Annotated in this window: 18 protein-coding genes and 1 pseudogene; 7 read left to right on the forward strand and 12 right to left on the reverse strand. The window is 67.9% G+C overall.

All coding sequences use genetic code 11. The features are described 5' to 3' along the window. Positions 1 to 299, forward strand: a 299-nt coding sequence (locus tag ACOJSF_RS13030) for a neutral zinc metallopeptidase (protein ID WP_420142629.1), incomplete at its 5' end; no start/stop codon positions are given. On the opposite strand, the gene ACOJSF_RS13035 is transcribed toward ACOJSF_RS13030, so the two are convergent. Both ACOJSF_RS13035 and ACOJSF_RS13040 read right to left on the reverse strand, forming a co-directional pair. Then, positions 296 to 502 (reverse strand): KTSC domain-containing protein, encoded by a 207-nt coding sequence (locus ACOJSF_RS13035; protein ID WP_420142630.1) that lies wholly within the window; start codon positions 500 to 502, stop codon positions 296 to 298. The two genes, ACOJSF_RS13030 and ACOJSF_RS13035, sit on opposite strands and share 4 nt — an antisense overlap. Before the next feature lie 47 nt (positions 503 to 549). Then, the gene (locus ACOJSF_RS13040; protein ID WP_420142631.1) at positions 550 to 2,256 is read right to left on the reverse strand and encodes a PHA/PHB synthase family protein; all 1,707 of its coding nucleotides are present in this window, start codon (positions 2,254 to 2,256) and stop codon (positions 550 to 552) included. Between the two features lie 112 nt (positions 2,257 to 2,368). On the opposite strand from ACOJSF_RS13040, the gene ACOJSF_RS13045 reads away from it, so the two are divergent. The 4 genes from ACOJSF_RS13045 to ACOJSF_RS13060 all read left to right on the forward strand — a co-directional run bounded on the left by ACOJSF_RS13045 (position 2,369) and on the right by ACOJSF_RS13060 (position 5,788). Then, positions 2,369 to 3,580, forward strand: coding sequence for an LL-diaminopimelate aminotransferase (locus tag ACOJSF_RS13045; protein WP_420142645.1), 1,212 nt, complete (start codon positions 2,369 to 2,371; stop codon positions 3,578 to 3,580). Positions 3,581 to 3,587: 7 nt separating this feature from the next. Next, on the forward strand, positions 3,588 to 4,055 hold the full coding sequence (locus ACOJSF_RS13050) for a DUF2721 domain-containing protein (protein ID WP_420142632.1): 468 nt from the start codon (positions 3,588 to 3,590) through the stop codon (positions 4,053 to 4,055). Between the two features lie 37 nt (positions 4,056 to 4,092). After that, the gene (locus ACOJSF_RS13055; protein ID WP_420142633.1) at positions 4,093 to 5,115 is read left to right on the forward strand and encodes an LLM class flavin-dependent oxidoreductase; all 1,023 of its coding nucleotides are present in this window, start codon (positions 4,093 to 4,095) and stop codon (positions 5,113 to 5,115) included. Positions 5,116 to 5,182: 67 nt separating this feature from the next. Beyond that, positions 5,183 to 5,788 carry a YceI family protein gene (locus ACOJSF_RS13060; protein WP_420142634.1) on the forward strand — a complete coding sequence of 202 codons (606 nt, stop codon included), beginning with the start codon at positions 5,183 to 5,185 and terminating at the stop codon, positions 5,786 to 5,788. Positions 5,789 to 6,044: 256 nt separating this feature from the next. On the opposite strand, the gene ACOJSF_RS13065 is transcribed toward ACOJSF_RS13060, so the two are convergent. Genes ACOJSF_RS13065 through ACOJSF_RS13075 form a run of 3 tightly spaced genes read right to left on the reverse strand, consistent with a single transcriptional unit; the run spans position 6,045 to position 7,058 of the window. Next, a complete protein-coding gene (locus ACOJSF_RS13065; protein WP_420142635.1) occupies positions 6,045 to 6,344 on the reverse strand; it encodes a DUF3175 domain-containing protein in 300 nt (99 codons plus the stop codon). Positions 6,345 to 6,347: 3 nt separating this feature from the next. Further along, positions 6,348 to 6,494, reverse strand: coding sequence for a hypothetical protein (locus ACOJSF_RS13070; protein WP_420142636.1), 147 nt, complete (start codon positions 6,492 to 6,494; stop codon positions 6,348 to 6,350). 60 nt (positions 6,495 to 6,554) lie between these two features. Next, positions 6,555 to 7,058, reverse strand: a complete 504-nt coding sequence (locus ACOJSF_RS13075) for a hypothetical protein (RefSeq protein WP_420142637.1) — start codon at positions 7,056 to 7,058, stop codon at positions 6,555 to 6,557. Positions 7,059 to 7,191: 133 nt separating this feature from the next. Here ACOJSF_RS13075 and araD1 point away from each other — a divergent pair, with 133 nt between their 5' ends. After that, positions 7,192 to 8,175 (forward strand): AraD1 family protein, encoded by a 984-nt coding sequence (araD1, locus tag ACOJSF_RS13080; protein ID WP_420142638.1) that lies wholly within the window; start codon positions 7,192 to 7,194, stop codon positions 8,173 to 8,175. Continuing rightward, on the forward strand, positions 8,172 to 9,098 hold the full coding sequence (locus tag ACOJSF_RS13085; RefSeq protein ID WP_420142639.1) for a Gfo/Idh/MocA family protein: 927 nt from the start codon (positions 8,172 to 8,174) through the stop codon (positions 9,096 to 9,098). Before araD1 ends, ACOJSF_RS13085 begins: the two co-directional genes overlap by 4 nt. Before the next feature lie 46 nt (positions 9,099 to 9,144). Here the strand turns inward: ACOJSF_RS13085 and argC are convergent, their stop codons facing one another. The 7 genes and pseudogenes from argC to astD all read right to left on the reverse strand — a co-directional run. Beyond that, the gene (gene argC / locus ACOJSF_RS13090; protein ID WP_420142640.1) at positions 9,145 to 10,074 is read right to left on the reverse strand and encodes an N-acetyl-gamma-glutamyl-phosphate reductase; all 930 of its coding nucleotides are present in this window, start codon (positions 10,072 to 10,074) and stop codon (positions 9,145 to 9,147) included. Continuing rightward, complete coding sequence (locus ACOJSF_RS13095; RefSeq protein WP_420142641.1) at positions 10,071 to 11,006, reverse strand: NlpC/P60 family protein; 936 nt, start codon at positions 11,004 to 11,006, stop codon at positions 10,071 to 10,073. Before ACOJSF_RS13095 ends, argC begins: the two co-directional genes overlap by 4 nt. Next, entirely contained in the window at positions 10,930 to 11,262 is a 333-nt protein-coding gene (locus ACOJSF_RS13100) for a MarR family transcriptional regulator (RefSeq protein WP_420142646.1), read from the reverse strand. Before ACOJSF_RS13100 ends, ACOJSF_RS13095 begins: the two co-directional genes overlap by 77 nt. Positions 11,263 to 11,383: 121 nt before the next feature. Continuing rightward, positions 11,384 to 12,769 carry a leucyl aminopeptidase family protein gene (locus tag ACOJSF_RS13105; protein ID WP_420142642.1) on the reverse strand — a complete coding sequence of 462 codons (1,386 nt, stop codon included), beginning with the start codon at positions 12,767 to 12,769 and terminating at the stop codon, positions 11,384 to 11,386. 20 nt (positions 12,770 to 12,789) lie between these two features. Further along, positions 12,790 to 13,737, reverse strand: a complete 948-nt coding sequence (locus tag ACOJSF_RS13110; protein ID WP_420142643.1) for a L,D-transpeptidase — start codon at positions 13,735 to 13,737, stop codon at positions 12,790 to 12,792. A 107-nt stretch (positions 13,738 to 13,844) separates the two neighbouring features. Then, entirely contained in the window at positions 13,845 to 15,335 is a 1,491-nt protein-coding gene (locus ACOJSF_RS13115) for a porin (RefSeq protein WP_420142644.1), read from the reverse strand. Positions 15,336 to 15,418: 83 nt separating this feature from the next. Next, positions 15,419 to 15,579, reverse strand: a pseudogene (astD, locus tag ACOJSF_RS13120) (N-succinylglutamate 5-semialdehyde dehydrogenase); the annotation flags it as partial.

A 15,579-nucleotide genomic window follows, 5' to 3' on the forward strand; every position in this document is an offset into this window, starting at 1 on the left:
GGACGAGCGAAGCCGCCGCCAACGCGCTGCAGGTACGGATGGAGCTGCAGGCCGATTGCTATGCCGGCGTGTGGGCGGCGAACAACCGCGACCGGCTGGAGCCCGGCGATATCGAGGAAGGATTGCGCGCCGCGCGGGCCATCGGCGACGACACGCTGCAGAAGTCGGCCGGGCGCGTGCCCGTGCCGGACAGCTTCACGCACGGCACGTCGGCCGAGCGCATGGCGTGGCTCAAGCGCGGTCTGGACAGCGGCGACCCCGCCGTGTGCGATACCTTCGCCGATCAGGCTGCTCGCTAAGCGGGGCCGCGCAGTCGCTCATAGGTGTAATGGTCGCGGATCGCGGCGTTGAAATATTCCCCGCGCGACGGCGCGCTGCGCAGACGCTCGACGGCCTCCTCGGGCACGTCGAGATAGGCGTAGCGCCGGCCGGTCTGGAACGTGATCGCAAGCCGGCGGGTGGCCGGATCATAGGCGAAGCTGCGGATGACCGACGACGGCATGCGGCGGGAACGCCGCCCCGGCGGATCGGGTCCGGCGCGCGCCTGCCTCAGCGCGCCCGGACGTAGCGGCCGGGGGCGTCCTCGATCGCCTTGAGCTTGCCCTTGCCGGGGATGCGCGCGCCGCGCGCGGCCACCTCACCGCCTGACCGTTCGGAAATCCAGGCGAACCAGTCCGGCCACCAGCTTCCCTTGTGCTCGGTCGCGCCGGCAACGAATTCGTCGAGCGTCGCGACCTGCGCCTCGTTCGTCCAATATTGATATTTGCCGGCCGAAGGCGGGTTGATCACCCCGGCGATATGGCCCGATCCGGCCAGCACGAACCGGAGCGGGCCCGTGAAGTGGTGCGTCAGCTTCCACACGCTGGCGGGCGGCGCGATATGATCCTCGCGCCCCGCCTGCGCATAGGTCGGCGTCGCCACGCGGCCGAGTTCGATCGGCACGCCGTCGACATCGAGCTCGCCTTTCACCAGCCGGTTGTCGCGATAGAAATCGGCGAGGTAGCGGCGATGCCATTCCGCCGGAAGATTGGTGACGTCGCCATTCCAGTGGAGCAGGTCGAACGGGCGATATTCCCCGGCCAGCAGGTAATTGTTGACGACATAGTTCCAGATCAGGTCGCGCCCGCGCAGCAGATTGAAGGTCGCGCCCATGTAGCGCCCGTCGAGATAGCCGTCGGTGGCGAGCTGCTCGATCATCTTCAGCTGCGCGTCGTCGACGAACAAGGTGAGGTCGCCCGCCTCGCTGAAATCGACCTGCGCGGTCAGGAAGGTGGCGCTGGCGACCTTGTCCGCCTCGCCCTGCGCGGCGAGCCAGGCGAGCAGCATGGCGAGCGCGGTGCCCGACACGCAATAGCCGACGACATGGACGCTCGGCACCTTCAGCAGATCGCGGACCGTATCGACCGCGTCGCGCTGCCCGCGCAGCACGTAATCCGCCATCGTCGTCGTCGCCATCGCGGCGTCGGCCGATTTCCACGAGACGAGGAACACCGACAGTCCCTGATCCACCGCCCATTTGACGAAGCTCTTCTCGGGCGAGAGATCGAGGATGTAGAAACGGTTGATCCAGGGCGGGAAGATCAGAACGGGCGTGGCCTGAACCTTGGGCGTGGTCGGCGCATAGTGGATCAGCTGGTAGAGCGGCGTTTCGTGGATCACCTTGCCGGGGGTCAGCGCGAGGTTGCGTCCGACCTCGAACGCGCCTTCGCCGACATGGCTGATCTGCCCCTTGGCGAGATCCGCCAGCATCCGTTCGAGCCCGGTGACGAGGTTGGCGCCGCGCGTTTCGAAAATGCGGTCGAGCACCTCAGGATTGGTGAGCGCGAAATTGGCGGGGCTCATCGCGTCGACGAAGCTCCGCGTCGCAAAGCGCAGCTGCTCCTTCTGCTTGGGATCGAGCCCGTCGACCGCCTCGACGCCCTTGAGCAGCTGGTCGGCGACCGCCGCGTAGCTCTGCCGGATCATGTCGAACAGCGGCTTTTCCCACTGCGGCCCGCGAAAACGGCGATCGGCGGCGGTGTCCGCCGTCGGCAGCATCGCGGTCCAGGCGCTCACCGCCTCCTTCCACCATGCATTCTGCGCGTCGAGCATATCCTTGGGATCGACCTGCCCCTTGGCGAGAATCTCGGCCGTATCGTCCGCCATTTTCAGGGCAGCGGTGGCGCCATGCTCCATCAGCAATTGCTGCATCTGGCCGACCACGCCGGTCCAGTGCGCCATCTCGTCGAGCAGGGTGTCGGTGCGATCTTCGGCCATGGCTCTCCTCACGGGTGCCCTTCCGTCGCGGAAGCGGCTATAGCGGCCCCGCCCGGCTCAATGGGCGATCCGCGCCCATACCGCCAGAGGCTAGTTCCAACCCGAGGACATGATGACCGAGGATTTCTACCGCATCCGCCGTTTGCCCCCTTACGTGTTCGCCGAAGTGAACGCGATGAAGGCGGCGGCGCGCGCGGCGGGCGAGGACATCATCGACCTGGGCATGGGCAATCCCGACGGCGCGCCCGCGCCGCACGTGATCGAGAAATTGTGCGAGGTCGCGCGCAACCCCAACGCGCACGGCTATTCGGCCTCGTCGGGTATCCCCGGCCTCAAGAAGGCGCAGGCGGCCTATTATGCCCGCCGCTTCGGGGTCGAGCTCGATCCCGCCAAGGAAGTGGTGGTGACGCTGGGGTCGAAGGAGGGGCTGGCCAACCTCGCCCAGGCGATCACCGCGCCGGGCGACGTGGTGCTGGCGCCCAACCCGTCCTATCCGATCCACACGTTCGGCTTCATCATCGCGGGCGCCGCGATCCGTTCGATCCCCGCCGCGCCGGGGCCGGATTTCTTCAAGCGGCTCGAATATGCGATGGCCTATACCGTGCCGAAGCCGTCGGTGCTGGTGATCGGCTATCCGTCGAACCCGACCGCTTATGTCGCCGACCTGAAGTTCTACGAGCAGGTCGTCGCCTTCGCCAAGGAACATAAGCTGTGGGTGCTGTCGGACCTCGCTTATGCCGAAATCTATTTCGGCGACACGCCGACGCCGTCGATCCTGCAGGTGCCGGGGGCGATGGACGTGGCGATCGAGTTCACGTCGATGTCCAAGACCTATTCGATGGCCGGCTGGCGGATCGGGTTCGCGGTCGGCAACCGCACGCTCATTTCCGCGCTGACGCGGGTGAAGTCCTACCTCGATTATGGCGCGTTCACGCCGATCCAGGCGGCGGCGGTGGCGGCGCTCAACGGGCCGCAGGACATCGTCGAGGCCAATCGCAAGCTCTACAAGGGCCGCCGCGACTGCCTAGTCGAGAGCTTCGGCCGCGCGGGGTGGGACATTCCATCGCCAGAGGCGTCGATGTTCGCATGGGCGCCGATCCCGCCCGCGCTGCGTCATCTCGGCGCGCTCGAATTCTCCAAGCAGCTCCTGACCCATGCCAACGTCGCGGTCGCGCCCGGCGTCGGTTTCGGCGAGGAAGGCGAGGGGCATGTGCGGATCGCGCTGGTCGAGAACGAGCATCGCATCCGCCAGGCGGCGCGCAACGTGAAGCGCTACCTGGCCAGCATGGGCGTCAACGCGGCGCGCGCCGGCCAAGCGGGCTGAGCGGGGAATGCTTGAGGACATCTTCCATGTCTCAAGCCTGCCGGGGCTCGCGAGCACGATCCAGCTCGCGCTCGCCCCGGCATTCCTGCTGAACGGCATCGGCATCATCCTGAGCATGTTGACGGGCCGGCTCACGCGGATCGTCGACCGTGCGCGCGTGATCGAGGCCGATTTCACGCCCCGCGACCACCCGCTGCACGTCCATCAGGTGCACGAGCTGCGGCTGCTCGATCGGCGGATGACCATCGTAAACAATGCCGTGTTCCTCGCGACCGCCAGCGCGGTGGCGTTGTGCACCGTCGTCGCGGCAATGTTCATCGCGCGGCTGGCGGGGTTCGGCTTCGCGCGCACGCTGGCGGCGATGTTCGCGCTGGCGCTGATCTTGCTGATCGCCAGCCTGACCTTCTTCCTGGTGGAAGTGAGGGTGGCGGTGCGCGCCATCCGGATCCGCGACGAGCTGTTGGAGCGGAGCTGACCCTTCCAATCGCGTCATCGCCTCCCACATGGAGGTGATGGCCGCGCTTTCCATCCTCGATCTCGTCCGCATCCGGCAGGGGAGCGACGCGCGTACCGCGCTCGACCATGCCCGCGATCTGGCGGGGCATGCCGAAACGCTCGGCTACACGCGTTTCTGGGTGGCGGAGCATCACAACATGCCGGGGATCGCCTCCGCCGCGACCTCGCTGGTGGTCGGACATATCGCCGCCGGGACCAGCCGCATCCGGGTCGGCGCGGGCGGGATCATGCTGCCCAACCATTCGCCGCTGGTGATCGCCGAGCAGTTCGGGACGCTCGACGCGCTGTTCCCCGGCCGGATCGACCTGGGGCTGGGCCGTGCGCCGGGCACCGACCAGATGACCTGGCGCGCGCTTCGGCGCGATCCGATGGCGGCGGAACGCTTCCCGCAGGACGTGCGCGAGTTGCAGGCGCTGCTGGGCCCCGAGCGCGAGCATCAGCGGATCCGCGCCGTGCCCGGAACGGGCAGCGAGGTGCCGCTGTGGATCCTGGGATCGAGCCTGTTCGGCGCGCAGCTCGCCGCCGAGTTCGGCCTGCCCTACGCGTTCGCGTCGCACTTCGCGCCGGCCGCGTTGCGCGATGCGCTGGCCGTCTATCGCCAGCGCTTCCAGCCGTCGGCGCAGCTCGACCGGCCCTACGCGATGATCGGGGTGAACATCATCGCGGCCGAGACCGACGCCGAGGCGCGACGCCTGTGGACCACGCAGCAGATGTCGGTCGCCGACCTGTTTCGGGGTGCGCGCGGGCTGAGCCGGCCGCCGATCGACGACATCGACACCTATTGGACCCCGCAGGAGCGGCAGCAGGCGCAGGGATTCCTGGCGCGATCGATCGTCGGGTCGCCGGACACCGTGCGCGACGGGATCGCCGCGCTGCTGGCGGAGACTGCGGCGGACGAACTGATGATCGTGTCCGACATTTACGATCATGACGCGCGGCGCCGTTCCTACGCGCTCATCGCCGAAGCGGCGGCGGGTGCGCATGAGCCGGCCCGGGAGGATTTCATTACGGCCGGTTGACGGATCGCCGGCTTGGCATCACGTCCGGCCTCTGGCCTCGATCATCGAGTCCGAAGGAGCTTCACTTATGCGCCAAGCTTTGCTCGCTCTTGCCCTGATCGCCGCGACCCCCGCTCTCGCCCAGTCCGCCGGTAAGCCGGGTGCGGCCGACGTCTCACGCGTCCAGGCCGGCACCTATCAGGTCGACCCCAACCATACGCAGGTTTTCTGGTCGGTCGACCATATGGGCTTTTCGACCCTGCAGGGCGGCTTCGGCTCGCCGACGGGGACGCTGACGCTCGATCCCAAGAACCCGACGGCGGCGAAGCTGTCGCTGACCTTCCCGATGAGCGCGATCACCACGACCAGCGCGCTGTTCAAGGAGCATCTGTCGTCGGCCAACTGGTTCGATGTCGCCAAATATCCGGAGGCCACCTTCGTTTCGACGCGTGTCGCCGTCAGCGGCACGACCGCGCGCGTGACGGGCGACCTGACGGTCAAGGGCGTGACCAAGCCGGTGACGCTCGACGTGCGCTTCTTCGGCGCGGGCGCCAATCCGATGAGCAAGGCGCCCACTGTCGGCTTTTCCGCGACCGGCACGCTCAAGCGCAGCGATTTCGGCCTCGGCATGGCGGTGCCCGTGGTCGACGATCAGGTGAAGCTGACGATCAACGCCGCCTTCGAGAAGAAGTAAGCGGGGCCCTTCATATGGAAAGAGGGGCCGCCAGCGTACTGGCGACCCCTCCAACATGGGTCAGCGGCCGGATAATCGGCCCGGGAGACCCCGGCGTTCCTAATCGAGATTAGAGACGCGTCCCCCGAACGGACTGAACCGACCCCCAAGCTGAACCATGAGACATCGGATCACCTCCTTTCGCTAAGTTGAAGAGCGACCCGAAGTTGGCGCGGACACGCGCGCAGGACAAGGCTTGATTTGAGATATTTTGCCGTCAGGATGCTCCGCCTTGCCGGGGCTTGCGGTGGAACAGTTTGCGAAGCTCGTCCTTGGCCAGCTCCAGCTTGCGCCGCCGGGCGGCGCTCAGACCCTTGCCCGCGCGGTTGATGTAGAAGGTCAGCATCGACATGGCGGAGCGATAGGGTGCGCTCTTCCGACGCTTGCTATGCTCGGCCGAGCGTTTGAGCGACGCGGCGATCGCCTTCGGATCGTCCTGCGTAAACACCGATTGTTCGAGGTCGAGCGCGTCGGAGGATTCGGTGACCTCCTGCGACCATTTGCGACGGCCGGCCATGGCTCAATGCCGCTTGAAATACTGGACTTCGCGCTCGTGCTTCTCGGCGGCGGCGCGGGTTTCAAAAGTGCCGAGGTTGCGGCGTTTGCCGTCTTCACCTTTCTTGCGCGAATAGAGCCTGAATTCGCCCGACTTGAGCTTGCGGATCATGTCCCGCCTCCAGCATGTGTTCGAGACCGGTAAAACGAGCGGTCGAACCATGCCGTTCCGTCAGCGGCAATCCTCGATCACGCGCGACGGCTCGGCCCAGGCCGGCAGCAGAAGCATCGGCTGTCCGACGGCTTCGACCGCAAATCGGCCACGGCTGAAGGCGATCCGGTCGAGCGCGGCATTCATGGGATTGAGGACCGCGCCCTCGGGAGTCAGCGGCCATGCCTGCGCCCCGTAGGTGGTGCGGACGCGAATCTCGCCCGCGGTTGCGCCCGCGCGGCGGAGAAGCAGGCGGCGCGCGGCCGGCTCGCACCGCATCACGAACAAGGGCGCCGTCCCGGCGGGGCCGAACCGCGCCTCGCTGCCCGCGCCATCGCGCGCATAGGTCCATGTCCCCTCCGTCAGCGCAGCGTCGCGCCAGTCCGCAGGCGGCGGCGGGGGTGGGGGCGGCGCGGGGGTCGGCGGCGGTGGGGCAGGGGCCGGTGCGGGCTTCGGCGCGGGGATGCAGCCCGCGAGCAGGAACAGCCCCATGGCGATACCGGCGGTCATTCTGAAGCTGGGCATTCGACATCCGCTAGGGCCGACGGCGGGCCAAGGGAAGCCCGCTGGACGATGCTTTCGCCCATGCCGCCGCTTGCTGGCGCGCGCGCATCGCGTTAGTCGAATTGTCTGACTAAAGATCGTTCTGGAGATTTTGATGGATCGTCTGTCGCTGGTCCAATTCCGCTCGGACGGGAAGCGGGGCGTGGCCCGCCTTGCCGATGAGGGTGAGGCGCGTGTCGTTCCTGGCGTCGAGTCGATTCGCGCTCTGGCCCAAACCGCGCTGGCGACCGGCACGGGGCTGGCGGCGGCGGTCGCGGCCGCCGGGGAAGGCGATCCGGTCGACCTGTCGTCGGTGACTTTGTTGCCGCCGATCGACCATGACGATCCGGCGCACGTCTGGGTCACGGGCACGGGCCTGACCCACCTCGGCTCGGCAGAGGGGCGCGACAAGATGCACCGCAAGCTGGCGGATGATCCGGCCCCGACCGATTCGATGAAGATGTTCAAGATGGGCCTGGAGGGCGGCAAGCCGGGCGCGGGCGAGACCGGCGTACAGCCCGAGTGGTTCTACAAGGGCAATGGCGAGACGCTGGTCGCGCCGGGCGCGCCGCTCGCCTCGCCATCCTTCGCGCTCGACGCGGGCGAGGAGCCGGAGATTGCGGGCATCTACCTGATCGACGCGGACGGGATGCCGGTGCGGCTGGGTTTCGCGCTCGCCAACGAATTTTCGGATCACGTCACCGAACGCGGCAACTATTTGTGGCTCGCGCATTCGAAGCTGCGGCAGGCGGCGCTTGGGGCCGAACTGCTGGTCGGCCCGCTGCCCGATGACGTGCGCGGCGCCAGCCGCATCCTGCGCGACGGCGCGGTCCTGTGGGAAAAGCCGTTCCTGTCTGGCGAGACGAACATGTCGCACAGCATCGCCAACCTGGAGCATCACCATTTCAAATATGGCCTGTTTCGAAAGCCGGGCGACATCCACGTCCATTTCTTCGGGACGGGGACGCTGTCGTTCAGCGACGGCGTGACCACGCAGCCGGGGGACGTGTTCGAGATCGAGGCCGACGCCTTCCGCCTGCCGGTTCGCAACCCGATCGCCGCAGCGCCGGCGGAAACGATCGCGGTGCGCGCGCTGTGACGGCCCCCATTCGCATCGCGCTGGTCGGGATCGGCAAGATCGTCCGCACGCAGCATGTGCCCGCGCTGGCGGCGTCGGACGCATTCGAGCTGGTCGCGACGGCAAGCCCGCGCAGCACGCTGGATGGCGTTCCGGCGTTCAAGAGCCTGGAGGAACTGTTGGAGAGCGGGCCCGAAATCGACGCCGTGTCGCTCTGTCAGCCGCCCCAGGCCCGCTTTGCCGACGCGCTGGTGGCGATCGAGGCCGGCAAGCACGTCATGCTCGAAAAGCCGCCGACCGACACGCTGAGCGAGGCGGAGGAGATCGCCCGCCTGACCGCGCGGTCGGACGCGACGGTGTTCGCGACGTGGCATTCGCGCTTCTCCCCCGCGGTCGAGCCCGCGCGCGCGTGGCTGGCGGGAAAAACGCTGCGCCGCATGCGGATCGAGTGGAAGGAGGATGTGCGCGTCTGGCATCCCGGCCAGAAATGGATCTGGGAAGCCGGCGGCTTCGGCGTGTTCGATCCCGGCATCAACGCGCTTTCGATCGCCAGCGCGGTCCTGCCCGATCCGCTGTTCCTGCAGCAGGCGCGTCTTGCCTTCCCCAGCAACTGCCAGACGCCGATCGCGGCGGACCTGGCGTTCACCAGCGGCGGCAAGCCGGTCGAGGCGGTGTTCGATTTCCTCCAGACCGGTCCCCAGACCTGGTCGATCTGGATCGAGACCGAGGAAGGCGGACTGGAGCTTTCGAAGGGCGGCGCCGAACTCGCCATCGACGGCGTCGATCAGCCGCTGCCGCCCGAGGCCGAATACCCCGGCCTCTACGCCCGGTTCGCCGAGCTGATCGCCAGCGGAACGTCCGACGTCGACCTGACGCCGCTGCGCCTGGTCGGCGACGCCTTCCTGCGCGGCGAGCGCGTCGAGGCGCCGCCGTTCGTCGAGTAAGAGGAGGCTTTGGCCCGGCGGGCGATCGCACCGGCCGGGCTAGGCCCTAAAGCCTGAGGCCCTCGGTCTCGGGCAGGCCGGCCATGAGGTTGAGGCTCTGCACCGCCGCGCCCGCCGCGCCCTTGCCCAGATTGTCGAGCGCGGCGACCAGGCGGACCTGCGTGTCGGCGGCGTCGGCGAAGACGAACAGGTCGAGCCGGTCGGTTCCCGCCAGCCGCTCGATCGGCAAGGTCGGGTCCGCATGGTCGCGCACCACCCGCACGATCGGCGACCCGGCGTAGAAGTCGGCGAGCGCGTCGCGCAGCGCCGTCGCGCTTGCCCGGTCGGGGAGCGCGCCGATATGCACCGGCACCTCGACGATCATGCCGCGCAGCACGTTGGCGACCGACGGCGCGAAGATCGGCGCGACCGACAGGCCGGACTGGACGCGCATTTCGGGCACATGCTTGTGATTGAGGCCGAGCGCATAGCCGCGCCATGCGGTCGGCGCGCCGCTTTCGCCTTCATAGTCGGCGATCATGCCCTTGCCGCCGCCCGAATAGCCCGACACTGCATTGCAGGTCAGCGGCAAGTCCGCCGGGATCAGCCCGGCACGCACGAGCGGCGCGACCAGCGCGATGAAGCCGGTCGAATAGCAGCCGGGATTGCTCACCCGCATCGAACCCGCGACGGTATCGCGTCCGGACACTTCGGGCAGGCCGTAGGTCCAGCCATCGGCCACGCGGTGCGCGGTCGACGCATCGATCACGCGCGTCGCGGGGTTGTCGATCAGCGCCACTGCCTCACGCGCCGCATCGTCGGGCAGGCAGAGGATGACGATGTCGGCGGCGTTGAGCGCCTCGGCCCGGGCCGCAGCTTCCTTGCGGCGCGCGTCGGGCAGGGTGAGCAGCGCGATGTCGGCCCGACCGGCCAACCGCTCGCCGATCTCGAGCCCGGTCGTGCCGGCGCCACCGTCGATGAAAACCTGAATCGTCATGCCGTGATCCGCCTGCGCGCGAGAATGGGGTCGGGGTGGCTGTCGGCAAGGCGCGCCACCACGTCGGCCAGCGGTTCGACGACCGTTGCCATCCAGTGCGCGTTCGCGTGGATCAGTCGGTCGGCGTCCGCCATGATCCCGACATGACCGGGAAAGAAGACGAGATCGCCGCGCCGGAGCGGGGCGTCGTCGGGCAGCATTTCCCCGAGCGTGTCCCGCTGCATGTCGCTGTCGCGGGGGCAGTCGATCCCGGCGAATTCGAGCGCGCGCTGGACGAGGCCGGAACAGTCGAGCCCGCCATCGCCGCGCCCGCCCCACAGATAGGGGAGACCGCGCATCGCTTCGGCGGCTCCCGCCGCTTCGATTCTATCACCCACGGGAGCCGTGTGGCGGGGGTGGACGTACCCCTCGGCGACGCGCAGATAGCCGTCGCTTTCCTCGGCCGTCAGGCGCGCGCCCAGCGGATAATGGCCGACCACGGTCGATTTGAAATCGGGATGCGCAAAGACGAGCGCGAGCGGGACAACCACCCGGTGCGTAGGCGCGGGAGCGGACCCGAGCGCATCGGCGTCCATATAACCGACGTAGCGGTCGTGCGCGCTATATCCCCACGCCCAGCTGCCCGTCTGTTCGAGCAGCGCGAAATCCTCGCCGTAGACGATCTGCGAGACGGCGGGCGCGTCGGCGGAGGGGCGGGCACGCAGGACGGCGGAGCGAGCGGTGCAGACACGCTGTTCCGCGCGCGCATAATGCGGCGCGAACAGGCATCCCGCCAGCGCGAGATCGGCAATGTCGGGTCGGTAGGCGTGGATACGCGGGTCGAGCCGGCGCGACGGCCCGGTGAGGCGAAAAAACTCAGCCTGCCGCCGTGCGGACCTGCCGGCCGAGATGCGCGGGCGCGTCGCCGTCGATGAGCCCTCCGAAGCCTTCAAGAAAATTCGTCCCCATGTCGGTCGGCGCGATGAAGATGTTGCGGCGGTCCGCCTCATCCCGCTCGCGGCGCAGATAGCCGAGCGCGCCCAGCGTATTCAAGGCGCGGGTGACCACCGGTTTCGATACGCCCAGCGCCTGCGCCAGGCCGCGCACGGTGTGCGGCCCGGGCGTGAGATACACGAGCAGGAGCAGCGCCATCTGGCGATTGGTGAGATCGGGCTGCCCCGACCGGACATAGCCGACCAGGGTCTGCATCCAGCCCGAAAGATTGCCGTCGTGTATCATGGCGCGCGCCCCGGGGATTAGCGTTGCGTATCTGACCGGGAAGAACACGCGGGGTGGCTGATCGTTTCATGGGCGTTCACCGTTGCGGGATTCAGCTTGCTCCGAAACGGCGCGCCAGGAGCAAATAAACCGCGCGCAGCCCCAGCGCCTCACCCCCCTTGGGCCGGCCGGGCTTGGCCGAGGGGCGCCACGCGAACGTGTCGAGATGCGCCCAGGCCACGCCTTCGGGCACGAATTTCTGGAGGAACAATGCGGCGGTGACGCTGCCGGCGAAGGCGCCGCCGGCATTGTTGATATCAGCCACGTCGGACTTGAGCATGTCGAGATAGGGGGCCCACAGCGGCAGCCGCCACAGCGGATCGCCCATCGTCGTGCCCGCTTCGAGAAGATCGGCGGCGAGCGCGTCGTCATTGGCGAACAAGGCGGGCAGATCGGGCCCCAGCGCGACGCGCGCCGCCCCCGTCAGGGTCGCAAAGTCGATCATGAGGGTGGGATCGGCCTCGCAGGCGCGGGTGAGTGCGTCGGCGAGGATCAGGCGACCTTCGGCATCGGTGTTGCCGATTTCGACCGACAGGCCCTTGCGACTCCGCAACACGTCGCCGGGGCGGAAGGCGTCGGCGGAGATGGCATTCTCGACCGCCGGGATGAGCAGGTGGAGCCTGACGGGCAGCCGGTTGGCCATCACCAGTTGAGCGAGCGCCAAAGCGTGCGCCGCGCCGCCCATGTCCTTCTTCATCAGCAGCATGCCGGCCGACGGCTTGATGTCGAGCCCACCAGAATCGAAGCAGACGCCCTTGCCGACGATCGCCACGCATGGATGCGCCGGATCGCCCCATTCCAATTCGATCAGGCGCGGAGCGCGCGCCACGCTCGCCGCGCGCCCGACCGCATGGATCATCGGGAAGCCGTCGGCCAGCGCCGCGCCTTCGGTGACGGTCAGCGTGGCGCCATATCGCCCGGCGAGCGCACCTGCGGCCGCCTGCAGATCGGCCGGCCCCATGTCGCTGGCGCCGGTATCGACCATGTCGCGCACCAGCGCAGTCGCTTCGGCCAGCCGCACGAGCGCGTCGATCCGTGCCGGCTCGTCGGTCAGCAGGATGCGCGGGCCGGCTGCCTCGGGCTTTTGGCGATATCGATCGAAGCGATGCTGCGCGAGCAGCCAGCCGAGCGCGCCGTCGCCGGGTGACCCTTGCGCCAGCCGATAACTGCCCTCCGGCAGGTTCGAGGCGGCATAAGCCAGCCGCCACGGATCGTTTCCCTCCGCCATGCCGATCGCGACGGACCATTCGCCCGCCTGATCGCCCGGCAGAATGACGAGCGTGTCGGGCTTGCCGCTGAAGCGCGCCGCCTCGACCGCCGCGCGCGCGCGCTCCGGCTGCGTCGCGAGCCAGCTTTCGAAGTCTGCCGCCGCGACGGGCGTGATCAGGCGGGCGGGCTGATCGCGATCGGGAATGAGAAGGGCGGAAAAGTCGGTCATGGGTTGAACTTTCGGGGAGGTCAGCGTGATGTCGTTTCGAACAGGCCGACGCGCGCGCCGGTGCCGCTGCTGGCGATCGATTCGCGCGTGACGAGCACCGTGGCGCCGGGGGTGAGCACCGAGGCGACCGCGGCGCGGAATCCGTCCGGCAGGTGGGCCTTCGCCATATCGGCGGCGGAAAGCTCCGCCTGTTCGGGCTTGGGCTGGCCGGGCAGGGGCAGGCGCAGCCAGCTTTGCACGCCCCCGTCGATCGCGCGAAGCGTGTAGGCCGTCGTCTGCGTGACCGGTTCATCGAACGCGACGACGCTCGATCCGATCTGAACGCCGTTGCGCAGCACGATCACCCGTCGGTCGCGCCCGCTGACCAGGATCGACACCGGGCCCGCCGGGGCCGCGTCCGGCTCCCACCGATAGCTGCTGGATCGGATCGCATCGCCATCGATCGGGGCCAGCACGCGCCCAACCGGCGCGATTTCAGGAACGGTTTCGTTGCGGGTGACGATGACGGTCAGGCCGAGCTTGGTGATCCCGAACAATTGCCTGGCGAAGGCCATCGGCAGGCGGATGCAGCCATGGCTCGCGCGATAGCCGGGCAGTCTGCCGGCGTGGAGCGCGATCCCGTCCCACGTCAGCCGCTGCATATAAGGCATGGGCGCATCGTCGTAGAGGTTCGACTTATGGTCGACCTCCTTCTGGAGGATGGTGAAGACGCCGGTCGGCGTTTCGTGGCCGTCCTTGCCGCTCGAAATGGTCGACACGCCGATCGGGACACCGTTGCGGTACACGAACGCCTTCTGGGCGGTGAGGCTGATGATGACCATCACGGGGCCGGCCGGGGCGATCTCGGGGGCCCAGAAGGATTCGCCGGCCGCGAGCTGTTCGATCGTTTTGCCCGGCGCGCGCGCCGGGAGTGGACTGGCCGCCGAGAGCAAGGCGAGCAGGATGGAAAGTGTCGGCGCGTATCGCATCAGGGCGGGGTGCCAGAGAAAAAGCGGGCGGAAAAGCCGGTAAGGCGGCATCCCGCAACCGACAGAAAGACGTGTTGGCGACCTAGGCCGGTCTCACCATGCCGGAATCAATAGGTCCATTGAAGCTGCGTCCGGATCAGATTGCCTTCCGCGCGGCCGATGCGGCGCTCGTCGGCCTCCCTGCGCTTCATGTTGGCGTAGGCGACGGTGAGTTCGAGCGCGTCCTTGAACCGCCACTCAACGCCCAGTTCGATCTCGTCGGTTTCCAGCCGGGGGGCGTTGACGCTCGCCTTCCATCCGCCGCGATAACGCTGCCAGCGGCCATAAGGCAGGATCCGGCCGACCGGCGTCTTGCCCACGTCGTAGTTGAGCTGGACATAACCGCCACTCAGGCTCTTGTCCTCGATGGCCCCGCTGGCCGCGTCGAACTGCGGTCCGCGGCCCCAGGTCCATTCGGTCTGGATGCCGAACGGCTGCGGGTACAGGATGGCGTGAAGCGCGACGCGATTGTCATCGAAATCGCGATCGCTGACCCCGCCCGAGCGGACCTCCGGGCGAATCCGGTTGAGCATCGCGGCGCCGCCGAGTTCGAGCACCTGCCCCCGGAATGCGTCGCCCAGGCCGTCGAGTTCGAGCGGCCAGGTGCCCATCGCGACCTTCATCAGGCTGCCGTTGCGCTCGGTGCGATTGACGCCCTGGCCATTATAGGCGGCGATGCCGAACGCCCCGTAATTGCCGAACAGTTTCTGGCCGTTCTCGGCCAGCCGGTCCCAGATCACCTGGACGCGCGGCGGCGTGTAGTAGGCGACCACGCCCAGATCGCGCTCGCCCGGCGCCGCGCTATTGATCGCATCCGATCGATCGAGCGTGATGCGGTTGGACGAGGATTGGAGGTTCTCCCACCCGAAAGGCACTTTCGACTGGCCGAACCGCAGCCGGAAGCTGTGCCCCTTGTCGAGGAACCAGTCGACATAAGCGTCGCGCAACTGGCCGAAATGCTCGCGCCGCTCGGTGCTCGACTGGTTGTTCACCGCCGTGCCGAGATCCTGCTGGAGGTAGAGCGAGACGTCGTCGGTGATCCTGCCTTGCAGGACCAGGCGGACGCGGCGAAGCGAGAAGCCCCCGTCGTCGTTGATCGAGGAATCATGTGGCGAGCGAAGCCGCGCCTGGCCGTCCGGGGCGGTTCGATCTCCGCTGAGGAGGGCATTGTAGCGCAGCTGCGTGTAGCCGCGCAGGAGGAGGCGATCATACCACGGCTCGGCCGTGCGCGGCGGGGTCCCCTTCACCGCGGCGGGTTGCGGGGCGGACACGTTCGTCGCAATCGCAACGGTGTCAGCAACGTCAGTGGATGCCGAGGCCGACGAAGGGGAGGCTGCTGCGACCTGAGCCGACACAACCGGTTCCAACGCAGCCGGTGCCGGCGCAGCTGGGGCCGATGCCGCACGCATCTCGGTCAGAGCCTTGATCTGCGCCTTCAGTTCGTTGATCTGGCGCTGCAGATCCTCAACCGTCTGCGCATTCGCCTGTGCCGCGCACAAAATAGTCGAAGTCACGAGGATCGTTCGGAAAATTCTGCGCGTCACACCAATGTCCACCATGTTCGGTGGCGGCGAATAAGTCAGTTTGGGGTCGGTTTCGCGACACTCCGGTTACATTTATGTGACAATGTCCCTGGCGGCGATCAGTCGCGTAGACCTTGCGGAATCGTAGCTTGCGCTGCCGACGCCTCGACCGAGGTGACGGGATAGGCGCAATAGTCGGCCGCATACCAGGCACTCGGGCGATGATTGCCCGACAGTCCGATGCCGCCGAAGGGCGCGGTCGATGGCGCGCCGTTGGTCG

The organism is Sphingomonas sp. (assembly GCF_048594985.1).
In the GTDB taxonomy this organism is placed as follows: Bacteria; Pseudomonadota; Alphaproteobacteria; order Sphingomonadales; family Sphingomonadaceae; genus Sphingomonas_I.